The organism is Brevundimonas sp. (genome assembly GCF_044239655.1).
Classification (GTDB): Bacteria; Pseudomonadota; Alphaproteobacteria; order Caulobacterales; family Caulobacteraceae; genus Brevundimonas.
Genome location: NZ_JBIIAY010000026.1, coordinates 13664 through 29900 on the forward strand (window position 1 = coordinate 13664; position 16237 = coordinate 29900).

The following is a 16237-nucleotide window of genomic DNA, read 5'->3' on the forward strand; positions in this document are numbered from 1 at the left end:
TTTCGGTCAGGATCAGTCAACTGTATCCACGCTCAGAAGGAGCGTCCGAGTTGCCCGAACGGATGAAGCCGTATTCGTTGTCCGCGTTCCTGCTGTTGCTGGTCGTCTATCTGGGCGTCCAGGCCCTGACGGGGCAGCGTGGACTCCTGAGCGGGGCGGCGCGCGATGAGCTGCTGCAACAGCGTCAGGCCCAGCTGGCCGAACTGACCGAAGCCCGAGCAGATCTGGAAGTCCGTGCCCGCTATATGCGCACCGGCAGCCTGTCGCGTGACCTGCTGGAGGAACGGGCCCGCGTCGTGCTGGGTTTCGCCGATCCGCGCGACTATGTCGTGCGGGTCAGCACGCCTGTGGTACCGGTCACAAAACCTGTCACGTCCTGAACTATTGTTACAGGCGGAACCGGCCGCTTTGCCTTACGGGATCGAAGGCTGCTAAAGCCCCATTCCGTAACGATAAGAAGCCTGACGCCGTCGTGGCGCCGTGGCTCATTCGGGAGATCCTGGATGGCGAAAGCCCCCGCGAAGACCGCCCCCAAAGCCGCTGCCAAAATTCCCAACACGCCGACGGCGTCGAAAGAGGATTTGCTGCGCTACTATCGTGAGATGGTGCTGATCCGCCGCTTCGAGGAGCGGGCGGGCCAGCTGTACGGCATGGGTCTGATCGGCGGCTTCTGCCATCTGTACATCGGTCAGGAAGCGGTGGCGGTGGGCGTTCAGGAGAGCGTCAAGCAGGGCCACGACAAGATCATCACCGGCTATCGCGACCACGGCCACATGCTGGCCGCCGGGATGGACCCCAAGGAGGTCATGGCCGAGCTGACGGGCCGCTCGGGCGGGTCGTCCAAGGGCAAGGGCGGGTCGATGCACATGTTCGACGTCCCGACCGGCTTCTATGGCGGGCACGGGATCGTCGGCGCGCAGGTCGCCCTGGGCACCGGTCTGGCGTTTGCCGGTCGCTATCGTGGCGACGATTCGGTCAGCTTCATCTATTTCGGCGACGGTGCCTCGAACCAGGGTCAGGTCTACGAGAGCTTCAACATGGCCCAACTGTGGAAGCTGCCGGCCATCTACATCATCGAGAACAACCAGTACGCCATGGGGACCTCGATCGAGCGGTCCTCGTCGACGACCGAACTCTATATGCGCGGGGCCAGCTTCGGCATTCCGGGCGAGCAGGTCGACGGCATGGACGTGCTGGCGGTCAAGGATGCGGTGGCCCGTGCGGTCTCGCGCGCCCGTGAAGGCGGCGGTCCCTTCATCCTGGAGGTGAAGACCTATCGCTATCGCGGCCACTCGATGTCGGATCCGGCCAAATACCGGTCCAAGGAAGAGGTCGACGAGGTCAAGAAGACCCGCGACCCGATCGACCACATCAAGATGCTGCTCGACGAAGCCGGGGCCAAGGAAGACGAGCTCAAGGCCATCGACGCCGAGATCAAGGCGATCGTGGCCGAGGCCGTGCAGTTCGCCCAAGAAAGCCCGGAGCCGGATCCGTCCGAGCTCTATACCGACGTGTACCTGGAGGCCTGATCGTGACCGACATTCTGATGCCGGCGCTCTCGCCTACGATGGAAGAGGGCACGCTGACCAAATGGCACATCAAGGCGGGGGACACGGTCAAGGCCGGTGACGTCATCGCCGAGATCGAGACCGACAAGGCCACGATGGAAGTCGAGGCCGTGGACGAGGGCGAAGTGCTCGAAATCCTGGTCGCCGAGGGTACCGAGGGCGTTAAGGTCAATGCCTTGATCGCGCGCCTGTCGGGTGATGAAGGCGCGCCGGCCAAGAGCGCGGCCGCGACCGATGCGCCTGTCGCCAAGGATGAGGCCGCCGAGGCCAAGTCGGGGGATCCCGAAAAGGCGCCGGCCGAGCCTACCGCCGTCGCGGCCGCTGCGCCCAAGGTCGAGCTGCGCGATCCGGAATTCCCGGAAGGCACCAAACTGATCAAGACGACCGTGCGCGACGCCCTGCGCGACGCCATGGCCGAGGAAATGCGCCGTGACGAGAACGTCTTCCTGATCGGCGAGGAAGTCGCCCAGTACCAGGGCGCCTACAAGGTCAGCCGCGAACTGCTGCAGGAGTTCGGCGACAAGCGCGTCGTGGACACCCCGATCACCGAGCATGGCTTCGCCGGTCTGGGCGTCGGGGCGGCGATGGCGGGCCTCAGGCCCATCGTCGAGTTCATGACCTTCAACTTCGCCATGCAGGCCATCGACCACATCATCAACTCGGCGGCCAAGACCCTGTACATGTCGGGCGGCCAGATCCGGGCACCCATCGTGTTCCGTGGCCCCAATGGCGCCGCCAGCCGCGTCGGCGCCCAGCACAGCCAGGACTATTCGGCCTGGTACGCCAACGTCCCCGGCCTGAAGGTCGTGGCTCCTTATGACGCCGCCGACGCCAAGGGCCTGCTGAAGGCCGCGATCCGCGACCCCAACCCCGTCGTCTTCCTCGAGCACGAGATGATGTACGGCATCGAGTTCGATGTGCCGGACGTCGAGGACTATGTCGTGCCGATCGGCAAGGCCAAGGTTCGCCGCGAAGGCACCGACGTCACCATCACCGCCCACGCCCGCATGGTCGGATTCGCTCTGCAAGCCGCTGAAAAGCTGGCGGAAGAGGGGATCAGCTGTGAAGTGATCGACCTGCGCACCCTGCGTCCGCTGGATCACGAGACGGTCGTCGAGAGCGTCAAGAAGAGCAGCCGTCTGGTCTCGGCCGAGGAAGGCTGGGGCCCCATGGGCGTCGGCGCCGAGGTCGTGGCCCGGGTGATCGAACACGCCTTCGATTATCTGGATGCGCCGCCGCTGCGGGTTCACCAGGAAGACGTGCCTCTGCCCTATGCCGCCAACCTGGAAGTCCTGTCCCTGCCGGGCGTGGACAAGATCGTCGCGGCCGTGAAGGCGGTGATGGCGTGAGCCAACGCGAAGAGTTCAGGATCGAGACGCCCGAAAGCGTCGCCGCCGACCCGGACGCCATCGAGGTGACCCGGATGTGGTGGTCGAAGAACGAGCCGGTGATGTCGATCATGCCGGCCTTCAACGATCCGGCCAAGTACGGCGAGATGCTGGCCCAGGCGGCGCGGCACATGGGCCATGCCTATGCGGTGCGCAAAGGCGTGGACGAGCGGACGGCCTATTTCCGCATTCTGGAAGGCATGAACGCGGTCATCAAGGCCGACAACGTTCAGACCGTGACCGAACCATTCAAGACGAACTCCCTGAAGGAAGCGTCGCAATGACCGACATCCTGATGCCCGCCCTGTCGCCCACGATGGAAGAGGGCGTTCTGGCCAAGTGGCACGTCAAGGCCGGCGACGTGGTCAAGGCCGGCGACGTGATCGCCGAGATCGAGACCGACAAGGCCACGATGGAGGTCGAGGCCGTCGACGAGGGCACCATCACCGACATCCTGGTCGCCGAGGGCACCGAAGGGGTCAAGGTCAACACCCCGATCGCGCGTCTGGCCGACGAGGGCGGAGCGGCTGCGTCGGCACCTAAGGCCGCTCCGGCTGCCGAGGCCACCAAGGCCGAAGCGCCCAAGGCCGCCGAGCCTGCCAAGCCCGCCGCCGTGGCCGCTCCGACTGCGGCACCCGCCGCCAAGGCCGCGTCCGGCGAACGGGTCTTCTCCTCGCCGCTCGCCCGCCGTCTGGCCGCCCAGGCCGGCGTCGATCTGAAATCGGTCAAGGGCACGGGGCCGCACGGCCGTGTGGTCAAACGCGACGTCGAGGCTGCCGGCAAGGGTGGGGCCACGGCCTCGGCCCCCGCCGCTGCGCCCTCGGGCATCGAACCGGCCAAGGTCCAGAGCCTGGCCCAGATGGGCATTCCGGACGGCAGCTATGACCTGATCCCGCTGGACGGGATGAGGAAGGCCATCGCGCGGCGCATGGTCGGCTCGATCCAGCAGGTACCGCACTTCCCCCTGACCATCGACGTCGAGATCGACGCCCTGCTGGCCGCGCGGGTCAAGGTGAACGCCTTGCTCGAGAAGACCGGCGTCAAGGTCTCGGTCAACGACTTCGTCATCAAGGCCGCCGCCATGGCGCTGAAGGCCGTGCCCGAGGCCAACGCCAGCTACTCGCCCGAAGGCATCGCCATGCACCACCATGCCGACGTGGCCATGGCGGTGGCGATCGACGGCGGCCTGATTACCCCGATCATCTTCAAAGCCGAAACCAAGACCCTGTCGCAGATCGCTGTAGAATCGAAGGATCTGGCCAAGCGGGCGCGCGAGAAGAAGCTGAAGCCCGAGGAGTTCCAGGGCGGCACCTTCAGCGTTTCCAACCTGGGCATGTTCGGCATCAAGGCGTTCAGCTCGATCATCAACGAGCCCCAGGGCGCGATCATGAGCGTCGGCGCGGGCGAGCAGCGGCCGGTCGTGAAGAACGGCCAGCTGGCCGTGGCGACCGTGATGACGGTGACCGTCACCTGCGATCACCGTGTCGTCGACGGCGCGACAGGTGCGCGGTTCCTTCAGGCCTTCAAGCCCCTGATCGAAGATCCCGTGACCATGCTGGCCTGATCGGTCGGCGAGCCATACGGCCGGTCGCGCTTGAACTGGACGTCGCCGGGCGCCTATGATCGGCGCGGGTCGAGAAGCCTTCGGGAGGGGTCGTGACCGCGTCGTCCGGAGCCGATCCGATGCCCTGTCCGGCCTGCAACGCCCCCTTGATGGGCCGCTATTGCCACGACTGCGGGCAGGACACGCGCATCCGCCCGCGTCCGTTGCGACAGATGGTGCTGGAAATCCTCTCCGAGACCAGCGTGATCGACAGCAAGCTGGCCAGGACCGCTGCGGCGCTGGTCGTGGAGCCGGCCCGGCTGCTGGGGTCCTATCGCTCGGGGGCCAGCAGCCGTTACGTGACGCCGATCAAGATCTTCGTGGTGACGACCGCCCTGTTCCTGCTGACCCTGAACTTCAGCGGCGTGATGATCTATCAGTACGTTCGCGCGGTCTTGCCGGGGCAGGGGACGATCGTGGCCACGGCCGATCCCGACGGCGTGACCGTCCACGTTACTGGCACCGTCGAGGAAGTCCGGTGGATGCAACGCCGGGTGACGCCCGACATCGATCCCCGGATCACCCGGGCGATGACCGAGGCCGCAGCGCGCGCCACAACCGCCATGGACCGGGAGAACCTGGAGTACGACATCCAGGCCGATCGGGAGCAGTCGGTGGTCTCGGAACGTCTGGCGGCCTGGCTGCCGAACGCCGTGTGGTTGCTGATGCCGGCCTATGCGGGGTGGCTGGCGCTGTTCTTCGGACGCCGGCGGCTGTTCGTGGAACACCTGGTGTTCAGCATGTGGGCCCATTCGACCGCCTTCATCCTGCTGATCGGTCTGGCCCTGGTCAACAAATGGGGTGGGGGTCTGCCGGTGTGGTTGGTGTTGCCGCCCTACCTTGCCTATGTCGCGATCGCGGCGCGGCGGTTCTACGGCTTCGGTTGGGTTGGTACGATCTGGCGTGTCGGTCTTCACACCGGGCTGTATTTCCTGCTGGTCCTCGCGCCGGCGGCCATCGTCGTCGCCATCACGGCCATGGACTTCAACGCCTTCCTCGAATTCATGCAGGCATGAGCCAGGTCACGGCTGGTTACCGTCTCATTCCAATGGGTTCCGATCCGCGCCATCCGGCGCTAGAAGCACCGACCACCCTTTTGCGGAGACCGAGCCATGGCCGAGTTTGATCTGATCGTCATCGGTTCCGGTCCGGGCGGATACGTCGCCGCGATCCGCGCCAGCCAGCTGGGCCAGAAGGTGGCGATCGTCGAGCGCGAGAACCTGGGCGGCATCTGCCTAAACTGGGGCTGTATCCCGACCAAGGCCCTGCTGAAGTCGGGCGAGAAGTTCGAATCCTTGAGCCATCTGAAGGAATACGGTCTGTCCGCATCGGGGGCGACCTTCGACTTCGACGCCATCATCCAGCGCTCGCGCGGGGTCGCGGCGACGATGAGCAAGGGCATCACCTTCCTGATGAAGAAGAACAAGATCGAGGTGATCGAGGGCTCGGCCAAGCTGGAGAAGGGCGCAGCGGCGCCCAAGGTTGTCGTGGCGCTGAAGGCCGGCGGATCGCGCACGATCGAGGCCAAGGCGGTCATGCTGGCCGTCGGCGCTCGCGCCAAGGCCATCCCCCAGATCGGGCTGGAAGCCGACGGCGACAGGATCTGGGCCTATCGCGAGGCCCTGGCGCCGAAGAAGATGCCGGCGTCCATCGTCGTTATCGGGTCGGGTGCCATCGGCATCGAATTCGGCAGCTTCTACAGGGCCCTGGGCGCTGAAGTGACCGTGGTGGAAGCGGTCGATCGCATCATGCCGGTCGAGGACGAAGAGGTCTCCAAGGCCGCCCAGAAGTCGTTTGAGAAGCGCGGCATCAAGTTCCGCACCGGCTGCAAGGTCACCGCCGTCAAGAAGGCCGGCAAGGGCGTGCAGGTCTCGATCGAGGCCGGGGGCAAGGCGGAAATGCTCGAAGCCGAGGTCTGCATCTCTGCGGTCGGCATCACCGCCAACACAGACGGCATCGGGCTGGAGGCGCTGGGCGTCGTTCTGGACCGGGGCCATATCAAGATCGACGGCCACTGCGCCACCAATGTGAAGGGCCTCTACGCCATCGGCGACTGCGCCGGCGCGCCCTGGCTGGCGCACAAGGCGTCCCACGAAGGCATCCACGCCGCCGAGTATATCGCGGGCTACAAGACCCCGAACGTCGTCTCGCCGATCGCCGGCTGCACCTATGCCCAGCCCCAGGTCGCCTCGGTCGGGGTGACGGAGCAGGGGGCCCGCGAGGCCAAGCGCGAGGTCAAGATCGGCCGCTTCCCCTTCCGCGTGAACGGCAAGGCCGTGGCGGCCGGCGAGGTCGACGGCTTCGTCAAGGTCATCTTCGATGCCAGGACCGGGGCCCTTATCGGTGCCCACATGATCGGCCACGAGGTCACCGAGATGATCCAGGGCTATGTCACCGCCATCACCATGGAAGCCACCGAGGAAGACATCCACGGCATCGTCTATCCGCACCCGACCATGTCGGAGGCCATGCACGAGGCCGCCCTTGACGCCTACGGACGGACGATCCACCTGTAGGTCTTGAACACCACTTCGGGGGCGAGATGTTCGGCAGGGGGACATTTCTGGATCGCGAGATCGAGAAATGGCACCTGGAGGTCTGGGGCGTCCTCAAGGATCGCTTCGCCTCGGAAATTCCACTAGCTGACACGCCCGTCGTCCTGCCGACGCGCGATTTCTTTCCGGTCTCTGACGCCGTGGGGCACGAGCGCGCGCTTCACGTCTTTGCCTGCATTAAGCGGGCCATGCAGATGGAAGACTGGGACTGCGATCTGGTTGCCCAGCCGCCTCGACCGACAGGCGTCAGGGTCGCCGAGTTCGTGACGATCGAAGGCGCGCAGGACCCCGGCGGCACGTTCAGGATCGACGATACGGGTCGCCCGGTAATCACCTATGCCCCCGATCTGATCGAGCGCCCCGCCGAACTGGTCGCCGTCCTCGCCCACGAGCTTGCGCACCTCCTGCTGTCGAGTGAGGACGATCTCGTCGACGATCCGACCCATGAACTCATGACGGACATGACGGTCGCCTACACCGGCTTCGGCGTGTTCGGCGCAAATGCGGCCTTCAGCTTCAGGCAGCATGGTGACGCCTTCGGCCAGGGCTGGAGCAGCCAGACGAGCGGCTATCTCTCGCCTCGAAGCTGGGCCTTCGCCCTGGCGGTGTTCGGACTGCTGCGGGGCGATGACGGCGGCATGGGCAGCCATCTCAAACCCGAGATCGAGGGCCTGCGTCAGAAGGCGCTCGCCTATCTGCGCAAGAGGCCCCAGCTCATCGAGTCCCTGCTCTAATCAGGCTGCGTGTTTTTTGACACCGGTAGACAAGGCGGTCCGGACCAGCGACATTGGTCCGACAATTCGGCCTGAGACCGACGGAGGACGATCATGGTCAAGATATCTGCGGCGCTGGCCATCGGACTCATTGCAGCCGGGGCAGGGGGCTCGGCCTTCGCTCAGGACGGGTGGTACACCCAGGGCGATTTCGTGCCGTTGGAGCGCGTCGCCATCGTCATCGCCAACGATCTGGACGAGGATCGCAAGGACCAGCCCATCGTCATACGGCGCGACCAGTTGCCGATGCTGGCCGATATCCAGGAGCTGACCGCGACCCTGGTGGACCCTGCGGGTGAAGCCAGACCGGAGCCGACGCCGGCGCTGCTGGCGCGTCAGGGGCCGCATGAGCGCCGGGGCGAGGCGAACGGGCGGGCGATCGATTATCAGTTCGACGACCTGGATCGCGACGGGGTCTGGGACGAACTGTTCTTCGTGGCGGACCTGAAGGCCGGCGAGCGGCGGACCTTCTATGTCTATCGCGGCTTTCAGCAGCGCGGCTGGAATCCGCACCGGACCCATGCGGCGATCGGCTCCTATATGCGGCACACTGTGCCGTTCTGGGAGAGTGAGAATGTGGGGTGGAAGCTGTGGTTTCCGACCGACATCGACATCTATGCCAAGCGCAAACCCCTGCTGATGTCCAACCGGCTCTATATGGGCAACCTGGATGGATACGGCGTCTCGGCCGAGAACCCGGACTATGGCGCCGACATCCAGTCGGTGGACGACAGCTTCGGCGGTGGCGGGATCGGGGTGTTCGAGGGCGATGTGCTCGCGCGCCCGCGTTTCAGCCCGGCGGCGGATGTGGCCAACCGGTTCAACGCAGGCCAGCAGTCGGACACCCGCTACAGCTTCGAGGTCCTGGTCAACGGGCCGCTGCGCAGCATGGTGCGGGTTCGCACGATGAACTGGAACACGGGGCAGGGGCGTTATGCGGTCGAACAGACCTATACCGCCTATGCCGGCCAGAACTACACGACCGCCGAGGTGCGTTTTCCGAACTGGCAACCGGGTGCGGCGGGGGCCGATTTCGCGGTTGGGGTGCGCCGTCGGCCGGGCGAGAATTTCGTGCGCCAGTCAGGCAATATGGTGGTGACGGCGGCCCCCGAGGCCCTGCGCAATCCGGACGATGTCGAGGAGCTGCAGCAGCAGGCACCGATCCTGTACGCCGGGACGGCCCTGATCGTGCCCGACGATGCCGGGGGCCGGTATCAGTTCGTGGAGGCGCGGGGCGGCAACCACGTCTATCGCATCCCGGCGCGAGCGGACGGGACCTATCGTTACATGCTGGCGGCCGGATGGAGCGAGGGGGAGGTGCTGAAGACGCCGGAGGCCTTTGCCGAATACGTCACCGCCAGCGCCCGCAGCTACAACAGCCCGCCGAGGCTGGAGGCCGTGCGCGAGGACCACAAGCCCTGAGACGTCAGCGCTTCTTGCCCAGTTCGGCCGCGATGTCCTTGACCATGCGGCCGGCCTTGCGGTGGGCGGCCGTGATCTGGTCGCGGGTCACGCCCCAGCGTTTCATCCAGTATTCGACGGCCTGGCGTTCCGACAGGTCGAGGCGGTCCTTGTCGATGAAGCCGCGCTTGTCCTTGAGACCGGCCATGTAGGGTTCCGTTAGAAATATGAACAGGATCAGAGAGTAGGGGGCGTATGCTGCGTCAGGCCGGGAGGCGACCGTCGGCGAAGAAGGCGTCCATTCTGCGCTCGTACGGCCCTACGTCAAAGCCCTGGGCCGACAGCCAGTCGTCGTTGAAATAGCTGGAGGCGTAGCGGTCGCCGTGGTCGCACAGGATGGAGACGATCGAGCCGCGCTCACCGGCCTGGGCCATCTCGCCGGCCAGCAGGGCGCAGGCCCACAGGTTGGTGCCGGTCGATCCACCGACGCGTCGACCCAGACGCCGGCTCAGCACACGGGCGGCAGCGATGGAGGCGACGTCGGGAACGGCGATCATGCGGTCGATGACGCCGGGGATGAAGGAGGGCTCGACGCGGGCGCGACCGATGCCTTCGATGCGGGACGGGGCTTCAGATGTCGTCTGAACCGTACGGTCGGCCCAGTGGCGGTGAAAGACGGAGGCCTCGGGGTCGGCGACGCAGACCTGGGTTTCGTGCAGATTGTACCGGGCGAAGCGGCCGATGGTGGCCGAGGTGCCGCCGGTGCCGGCGCCGCAGACGATCCAGCGCGGCGTGGGACAGGGTTCGCGCGACATCTGGGCGAAGATGCTCTCGGCGATATTGTTGTTGCCGCGCCAGTCGGTGGCACGCTCAGCATAGGTGAACTGGTCCATGTAATGACCGCCGAGATCGCGGGCCAGCTGTTCGGAGGCGGCATAGGCGTCACCGGGCCGGTCCACGAAATGGCACCGGCCGCCGTAGAACTCGATGGCCTGGATCTTTTCCGGCGCGGTGGAGCGCGGGACGACGGCGATGAAGGGCAGTTTCAGCATCCGGGCGAAATAGGCCTCCGATACCGCCGTCGAGCCGCTGGACGCCTCGATGATGGTCATGCCTTCGCCGATCCAGCCGTTGCACAGGGCGTAGAGGAACAGAGAGCGCGCCAGGCGGTGCTTGAGGCTGCCCGTCGGATGGCTCGACTCGTCCTTCAGATACAGGGCGATGTCGGCCAGGGCCGGAAGATCGACGGGGATCAGATGGGTGTCGGCCGATCGATTGTAGTCGGCCTCGATCCTGCGCACGGCGTGGGCCGTCCAGTCGCGGGAGACGGGTGCCGAGGTGGTGATGGGCAGGACGTCGCACATGGATACGGTTTGCGCCTAAGATATATTATGCGAAATAGATGACAGGGTCAGAGCGGTATGGCCGTGGACCAGCCGTCGTAAGCGACATCGACATTCGCTGGAACTCTGGCTTTCAAGTCGTTGTAATCCAGATCGATATGCAGGTTCGTCAGGACGGCTCGCTTCACGGCGGCGCGCGCGATCCAGTCCAGGGCGAGGTCGACATGGGCGTGGGTCGGATGCGGCGTCCAGCGCAACGTATCGACGATCCAGAGATCGGAACCACGCACGGCGTCCAGCGCAGCTTCGTCAAGATCGGACACGTCGCTGGAATAGCTGACACCGCCGACACGGTCCGGGCCCAGCCGATAGCCGACGGAGCGGATCGGTCCGTGGGCCTGGTCGAAGGTCACGACCGGGATCGCGCCGCCCTGGCCCTCGACGGACCAAGGTTCGCCGTGCGGCGGGATGGCCCGGGACTCGAGGATGGCGGGATAGCCGTGCCTGCTCTCGAAGATGTAGTCGAACCGATGGGTCATGGCCGCGTGGGTCGGCGGGTCCATCCAGGCCGGAATACGCTTGCGGTTGCGGATGGCGAAGACCCGCAGGTCGTCGATGCCATGGGTCTGGTCGGCATGATCGTGGGTGTACAGAACCGCGTCGATGGCCGTGACCGAGGCGGCGAGCATCTGGGTTCGCAGGTCCGGCGAGGTGTCGATCAGGGCGACGGTGTCGCCCTCCGGCCCGCGCCGCCGGGCCAGCATGGAGCAGCGGCTGCGGCGGTTCTTCGGCTCGGCCGGATCGCAGGCCCCCCAGTCGCCGTCGCCGCGCGGCACGCCGCCGGACGATCCGCAGCCCAGGATGGTGATCTCCAGCTCAGACATGGTCTGAGCTCCGGCGGGGATCAGGAATACCGTCGAACAGGGCGAAGAAGGCGTCGGTCGTGCGGCGGCCGGCCTCCTCCGCCGACCAGCCCCGGATTTCGGCCAGCTTGGTCAGGACGTGTCCGACATAGGCCGGCTCGTTGCGACTGCCCCGGTGCGGGATCGGGGCCAGGTAGGGACAGTCGGTCTCGACGATGATCCGGTCGGCAGGCATGGCGCGGATGACCTGACGCACATCCTCGGCCGCCTTGAAGGTGGCGATGCCCGAAACCGAGAACCATCCGCCCAGTTCTGCTGCCAGAACAGCCAGTTCCGGGCCGCTGGTGTAGCAGTGCATGAGGAATTTGAAGGACCCCCTCGCCTGTTCCTCGCTGAGGATCTCGGCCATGACGTCGTCAGCCTCGCGGGTGTGGACGACCAGTGGCAGGCCGGTCTGGCGGGCGGCGTCGATGTGACGGCGAAAGACCTCGGCCTGGAGCTCGCGGGGGCTGAGGTCGTAGTGGAAGTCCAGGCCGCATTCACCGATGCCGACGACGCGCGGGCGCTTGGACAGTGTGACCAGATTCTCCGCCGTCATGTCCGCGTGGTCCTTGGCCTCATGCGGATGGGCACCGACGGTACACCAGATGTCGTCATGGGCCATGGCCAGGGCGTGGGTGGCCTCGAAGGTCGAAAGCTTGTCGGAAATCTCGACCATCAGGCCGACGCCGGCGGCGCGCGCGCGGTCGATGACGGCGTCGCGATCCTCGTCGAACTGGGGCGCATGGAGGTTGACGTGGCTGTCGATCAGCATCAGGCGGCGCGGCCCCGACCCAAATCGCGGCTCTGCGTCTTGACCCGCGCCAGATCGGCCAGGGCTCCGGCGAGCGCATCGCCCCGGTCCAGGTTCAGTCCGGCGGTGCGATCAGGCAGTTCCGACAGGCGGCTCCACAGATCGGCCCAGTCGCTCCCCTGCCCCGGCGGCTGATCCAGCGCCTGGGCCTTCACGGCCGCGATCAACCGGTCCATCAGGGTGTCGAAGCGCGCCTGACCCTCCGGGCCTCGAAAGGTGTCGGCGATCTTCTGCTGTTCGGCGCGATCGACGGCACCGTCCTCGACCCAGCGACGGGCCAGACGGTCAGCGTCGAGCGCTGGCCCGCCGCTCAGGGCCAGGGCTGCGCCGGGCGACCCCGCGGCCATGGCGGCGATCCGTTCGGCCTCATCCCCATCGATGTCGGAACGGTCGAGAACGAGGCGGCGCAGGGCATCGTGCGACCAGACAGGAAAGGCCAGGCGGCGGCAGCGCGAGCGGATGGTGGCCAGCAGACGACCGGGCGCATGGGTGACCATGAGCAGCACACCATGCTCAGGTGGCTCTTCAAGGATCTTCAGCAAGGCATTGGCAGCATTCGGATTCAGGTCGTCGGCGGCGTCGATGATGGCGACGCGAGCCTGGGCCTGGGACGGGCTCTTGGAGAAGAACTCGGGCAGGTCGCGGGCCTGATCGACCGAGATCGATTTCTTGGTCTTGCCCCCATCGACCAGCCGCTCCAGCACCAGCAGGTCGGGATGGGACTGGGCCGAGATCAGGCGGCAGACCGGATCGTCGGGACGGCTGCCCAGCGGGCCGCGCGACGGGTCGGGGACTGCGCCAAGCAGGCGACGCGCCGCACGATAGGCGAAGGTCGCCTTGCCGACGCCCTCGGGCCCGCACAGCAGCCAGGCGTGATGCAGTCGGCCGCGTGTCCGCGCGTCCTCAAAGGCCCGTTCGGCGTCCGGCGACGGCTGCAGGTCGAACCGGCCGCGCGGATGCTCGCTCATGCCGCCACGGCGGTCAGCAGGGGCTGGATCGCCGCCTGGACCCGGGCGAAGACCACGTCGGGGTCGCCATGGGCGTCGATGACGCGGCAACGGCCGGGATGAGCAGCGGCGATGGCGGCGAAGCCCTCGCGCAGGCGCTGATGGAAGGCCTGACCCTTGGATTCGAAGCGGACCTCCGACGCATCGCCACGGCCCAGCGCACGGGCCAGGCCGATCTCGACGGGCAGGTCGAAGATCAGGGTCAGGTCGGGTTGATCGGCACCGACGACGGCGGCGTCCATCTGCTCGATGAAGGCCGCATCGACCCCGCCGCCTGCCCCCTGGTAGGCACGGCTGGAATCGGCGAACCGGTCGCACAGGACCCACCGGCCGGCGGCCAGGGCCGGCCGGATGGTCCGCTCCAGATGATCGGCCCGGGCGGCGTACATCAGCAGGGTCTCGGTCATCGGCGACCAGCGTTCGGCCGCGCCGTTCAGGACCAGATCGCGAATCTGTTCGGCACCGGTCGAGCCGCCGGGTTCACGGGTGCGGACGACGTCGATGCCCTGGCTGCGCAGGGCTTCGGTCAAGCGGGCAACCTGGGTGGACTTGCCGGCACCCTCGCCGCCTTCGAATGTGATGAACCGTCCGCGCATCGGCGCACAATGACGGCGGGGACGCCCGGGGCCAACCCCGGGGACGAAATCAGCGGCCGGATATCAACAGGGCATCCCGCACGCCGCGCGCCACGATGCCCTGACGCGCCTGTTCGGCGGTGTTGGCGTCGTCCCAGGGACCGACCAGAACGCGGAAATAGCGGCGGCCGTCGACGCGGGCGGCGCTGACCCTCGCTCGCTCGCCCAGCGATTCGGCGGCCAGATGGGCGGTGTCACTGTCGGAGAAGGATCCCGCCTGGACCCAGAAGCGGTCGTCGCCGTCGCGGTTGCGGGCCCGGCGTGGTTCCGGCGGCCGGGCGGCGGCATACTGGACGCCGGCCCCGCCACTGCGGGGGGCGGGCCCGATGTAGCGAACACGGACCTCGCCGACGCCCCGGGTCAGCAGGCCGATCTCCTCGGCGGCGGCGCGCGACAGGTCGATGATGCGGTTCTCTGCGAAAGGCCCCCGGTCATTGACCCGCACGACGGCCGAGCGACCGTTGGCCAGGTTGGTGACCTCGACCAGGGCCGGCAGCGGCAGGGTCTTGTGGGCGGCACTCAGGGCCGTCATGTCGAACCGTTCGCCGCTGGCGGTCGGGCGACCGTTGAACTGGGCTCCGTACCAGGAGGCCATGCCGGTCTCGTCATAGTTCGGCTGTTCGGCCGGGCGGTACCAGCGCCCGCGCACCTGATAGGGCCGCATGGTCCCGGCGACGATGGGCGCAGGGTCGCGCACGACCGGGACCCGTGATCCGCCCTCGGCCCCACCGAGGCCGGCGCAGGCGCCCAGCAGGCCGGTCAGGGCCAGGATCAGCGCACCCCGTGTCCAGGCGGCTCTCATGAACGGCTCTCCGGCGGCCGGATGCGCCCGGCGAGACCCGGATTGTGCCGTCAGACATTTCCGTTTTGGTTAATCTGCCCAAGGCCTGCTATGGACCCGCCGCAGCGCGAAAGCCTCCGGGCTATCGCGGCGTCGCTGTCAGGAAGAGTGTCCGAGTGGTTTAAGGAACCGGTCTTGAAAACCGGCGACGGGGAAACCCGTCCGTGGGTTCGAATCCCACCTCTTCCGCCAGACTTTTTATCAATCTGCATCACTGTGTCAGGCCTCACTCGCAGGACCCGATTTATGCAGGGTTCGGCGCGTCCGATGTCCTGCGATCTGGCACCGAAGTTGCGCAAACTTGCGCTCTGGCAGCGCCGTTTGCCGCGCCCTGCCCCCTCGCAGTCGGTGAATGATCCGGAGGAGTTCCCTACGATCAGGGAATGAATCAGGGACTTGTGCTGGCAGCGACTCCTTGGCTAGGCCCCGAGCCTCGTCGCGCATGACGAACCCGGCAGAGTAAGATGTTCTCGCGGAGCCGACCCGGCCGGTGGAGGCTTCACGGCTGGTTACGCAGAAGGCACCTTATCATCTTGGTCGCGACCGCTGTGTCCCGCTGTCGCTGGGCAACGACGTCCAGGACCTTCCCCTCGTCATCGACGGTTCGCCAAAGGTGATGAACGGGATCGCTTTTCAGGGCGCAGGAAATTCGTTCCACCGAAGCGTTGTCCATGGGTAAGCCGAACATGCATGCGGGAACCGCTCAAAGATCGTCGTTCGGCCGTCACGGCCTCGGCGTGAAGTTTTCGTAATGAAGCGGACTCCAAGGCGTCGATCGTTTGACGTCCGCTTGCCGGGTGTCAAAGATGACGCCAGCGCAAACGAGGGCCTCGTCACGGAGCCTGGCAGAACCCTGCGTATAGTGTCCGGCAATCTGGTGGAGAACTAGCCTTGGATCGACGTTCATTCCTCGCCGCATGCGGCATTGGCGCTGGAGGACTTCTTCTACCCGGGTTCTCCGGGCGCGCCATCGCGGCCGAACAACTGGTCGAGACCATAGATCTGGGGGTCAAGAAGCGTCTCGCTGACGCCGGGCTGAGCGCGGCCGCGGCCGCAGGAGCATCCTACTGCGACGTCCGCGTGGGTCGCTACATCCGCCAGTTCGTGATCACCCGTGAAGCCAACGTCCAGAACGTCGTCAACACGGAATCAACAGGCACAGGCGTCCGCGTCATCGCCGACGGGGCGTGGGGCTTCGCCGCCACCAACACCCTGACGGCTGAGGCCGTGGCCGACGCCGCCCGCCTGGCCGTCGCCATCGCCAAGGCCAATGCCAGGCATCAAACTCAACCCGTCCAACTGGCTCCGACGCAGGGCGTGGGCGAGGTTTCCTGGAAGACGCCGATCCGTCGCAACGCCATGGAAGTGCCGATCGAGGAGAAGGTCGAACTGCTGCTGGGTGTGAAC

General features: G+C 66.4%; 18 protein-coding genes and 1 tRNA gene. 11 read left to right on the plus strand and 8 right to left on the minus strand.

All coding sequences use genetic code 11. From position 1 onward, the window contains the following. Window positions 1-62 precede the first annotated feature (62 nt). From ACILQR_RS05385 to ACILQR_RS05425, 9 genes are all read left to right on the plus strand, one after another. Window positions 63-380, plus strand: a complete 318-nt coding sequence (locus ACILQR_RS05385) for a septum formation initiator family protein (protein ID WP_395650470.1) — start codon at window positions 63-65, stop codon at window positions 378-380. Window positions 381-503: 123 nt separating this feature from the next. Then, window positions 504-1529 (plus strand): pyruvate dehydrogenase (acetyl-transferring) E1 component subunit alpha, encoded by a 1026-nt coding sequence (gene pdhA / locus ACILQR_RS05390; RefSeq protein ID WP_395650452.1) that lies wholly within the window; start codon window positions 504-506, stop codon window positions 1527-1529. 2 nt (window positions 1530-1531) lie between these two features. Further along, complete coding sequence (locus tag ACILQR_RS05395) at window positions 1532-2917, plus strand: pyruvate dehydrogenase complex E1 component subunit beta (RefSeq protein ID WP_395650453.1); 1386 nt, start codon at window positions 1532-1534, stop codon at window positions 2915-2917. Beyond that, window positions 2914-3240 carry a DUF5076 domain-containing protein gene (locus tag ACILQR_RS05400; RefSeq protein ID WP_395650454.1) on the plus strand — a complete coding sequence of 109 codons (327 nt, stop codon included), beginning with the start codon at window positions 2914-2916 and terminating at the stop codon, window positions 3238-3240. The genes ACILQR_RS05395 and ACILQR_RS05400 overlap by 4 nt, the downstream gene beginning before the upstream one ends. Then, window positions 3237-4520, plus strand: a complete 1284-nt coding sequence (locus tag ACILQR_RS05405; protein WP_395650455.1) for a pyruvate dehydrogenase complex dihydrolipoamide acetyltransferase — start codon at window positions 3237-3239, stop codon at window positions 4518-4520. The genes ACILQR_RS05400 and ACILQR_RS05405 overlap by 4 nt, the downstream gene beginning before the upstream one ends. Window positions 4521-4612: 92 nt before the next feature. After that, the gene (locus ACILQR_RS05410) at window positions 4613-5575 is read left to right on the plus strand and encodes a DUF3667 domain-containing protein (protein ID WP_395650456.1); all 963 of its coding nucleotides are present in this window, start codon (window positions 4613-4615) and stop codon (window positions 5573-5575) included. A 96-nt stretch (window positions 5576-5671) separates the two neighbouring features. After that, complete coding sequence (gene lpdA / locus ACILQR_RS05415) at window positions 5672-7075, plus strand: dihydrolipoyl dehydrogenase (protein WP_395650457.1); 1404 nt, start codon at window positions 5672-5674, stop codon at window positions 7073-7075. Between the two features lie 26 nt (window positions 7076-7101). Further along, entirely contained in the window at window positions 7102-7848 is a 747-nt protein-coding gene (locus tag ACILQR_RS05420) for a hypothetical protein (protein ID WP_395650458.1), read from the plus strand. Window positions 7849-7941: 93 nt separating this feature from the next. Continuing rightward, window positions 7942-9309: a DUF4861 family protein gene (locus ACILQR_RS05425; RefSeq protein ID WP_395650459.1), complete on the plus strand. Its 1368-nt coding sequence runs from the start codon at window positions 7942-7944 to the stop codon at window positions 9307-9309. A 4-nt stretch (window positions 9310-9313) separates the two neighbouring features. On the opposite strand, the gene ACILQR_RS05430 is transcribed toward ACILQR_RS05425, so the two are convergent. From ACILQR_RS05430 to ACILQR_RS05460, 7 genes are read right to left on the minus strand one after another with little or no spacing between them, the layout of a single operon-like run. Further along, window positions 9314-9496, minus strand: a complete 183-nt coding sequence (locus tag ACILQR_RS05430) for a DUF3606 domain-containing protein (RefSeq protein ID WP_013269402.1) — start codon at window positions 9494-9496, stop codon at window positions 9314-9316. Window positions 9497-9551: 55 nt separating this feature from the next. After that, window positions 9552-10652, minus strand: a complete 1101-nt coding sequence (locus ACILQR_RS05435) for a PLP-dependent cysteine synthase family protein (protein ID WP_395650460.1) — start codon at window positions 10650-10652, stop codon at window positions 9552-9554. A 47-nt stretch (window positions 10653-10699) separates the two neighbouring features. Further along, window positions 10700-11515 (minus strand): MBL fold metallo-hydrolase, encoded by an 816-nt coding sequence (locus tag ACILQR_RS05440; RefSeq protein WP_395650461.1) that lies wholly within the window; start codon window positions 11513-11515, stop codon window positions 10700-10702. Further along, complete coding sequence (locus tag ACILQR_RS05445) at window positions 11508-12308, minus strand: TatD family hydrolase (RefSeq protein WP_395650462.1); 801 nt, start codon at window positions 12306-12308, stop codon at window positions 11508-11510. Before ACILQR_RS05445 ends, ACILQR_RS05440 begins: the two co-directional genes overlap by 8 nt. Next, window positions 12308-13315, minus strand: coding sequence for a DNA polymerase III subunit delta' (locus tag ACILQR_RS05450; RefSeq protein WP_395650463.1), 1008 nt, complete (start codon window positions 13313-13315; stop codon window positions 12308-12310). Before ACILQR_RS05450 ends, ACILQR_RS05445 begins: the two co-directional genes overlap by 1 nt. Then, window positions 13312-13950, minus strand: coding sequence for a dTMP kinase (gene tmk, locus ACILQR_RS05455; protein WP_395650464.1), 639 nt, complete (start codon window positions 13948-13950; stop codon window positions 13312-13314). The genes ACILQR_RS05450 and tmk overlap by 4 nt, the downstream gene beginning before the upstream one ends. A 49-nt stretch (window positions 13951-13999) precedes the next feature. Next, window positions 14000-14791: a septal ring lytic transglycosylase RlpA family protein gene (locus ACILQR_RS05460; protein ID WP_395650465.1), complete on the minus strand. Its 792-nt coding sequence runs from the start codon at window positions 14789-14791 to the stop codon at window positions 14000-14002. Between the two features lie 141 nt (window positions 14792-14932). Between ACILQR_RS05460 and ACILQR_RS05465 the strand changes: the two genes are divergently transcribed. After that, window positions 14933-15022, plus strand: a tRNA-Ser gene (locus ACILQR_RS05465). Between the two features lie 307 nt (window positions 15023-15329). Here the strand turns inward: ACILQR_RS05465 and ACILQR_RS05470 are convergent. Next, a complete protein-coding gene (locus ACILQR_RS05470) occupies window positions 15330-15518 on the minus strand; it encodes a DDE-type integrase/transposase/recombinase (protein WP_395650466.1) in 189 nt (62 codons plus the stop codon). A 203-nt stretch (window positions 15519-15721) separates the two neighbouring features. Here ACILQR_RS05470 and ACILQR_RS05475 point away from each other — a divergent pair. Beyond that, window positions 15722-16237: PmbA/TldA family metallopeptidase (locus tag ACILQR_RS05475; RefSeq protein WP_395650467.1), on the plus strand; the 516-nt coding region annotated here is incomplete at its 3' end.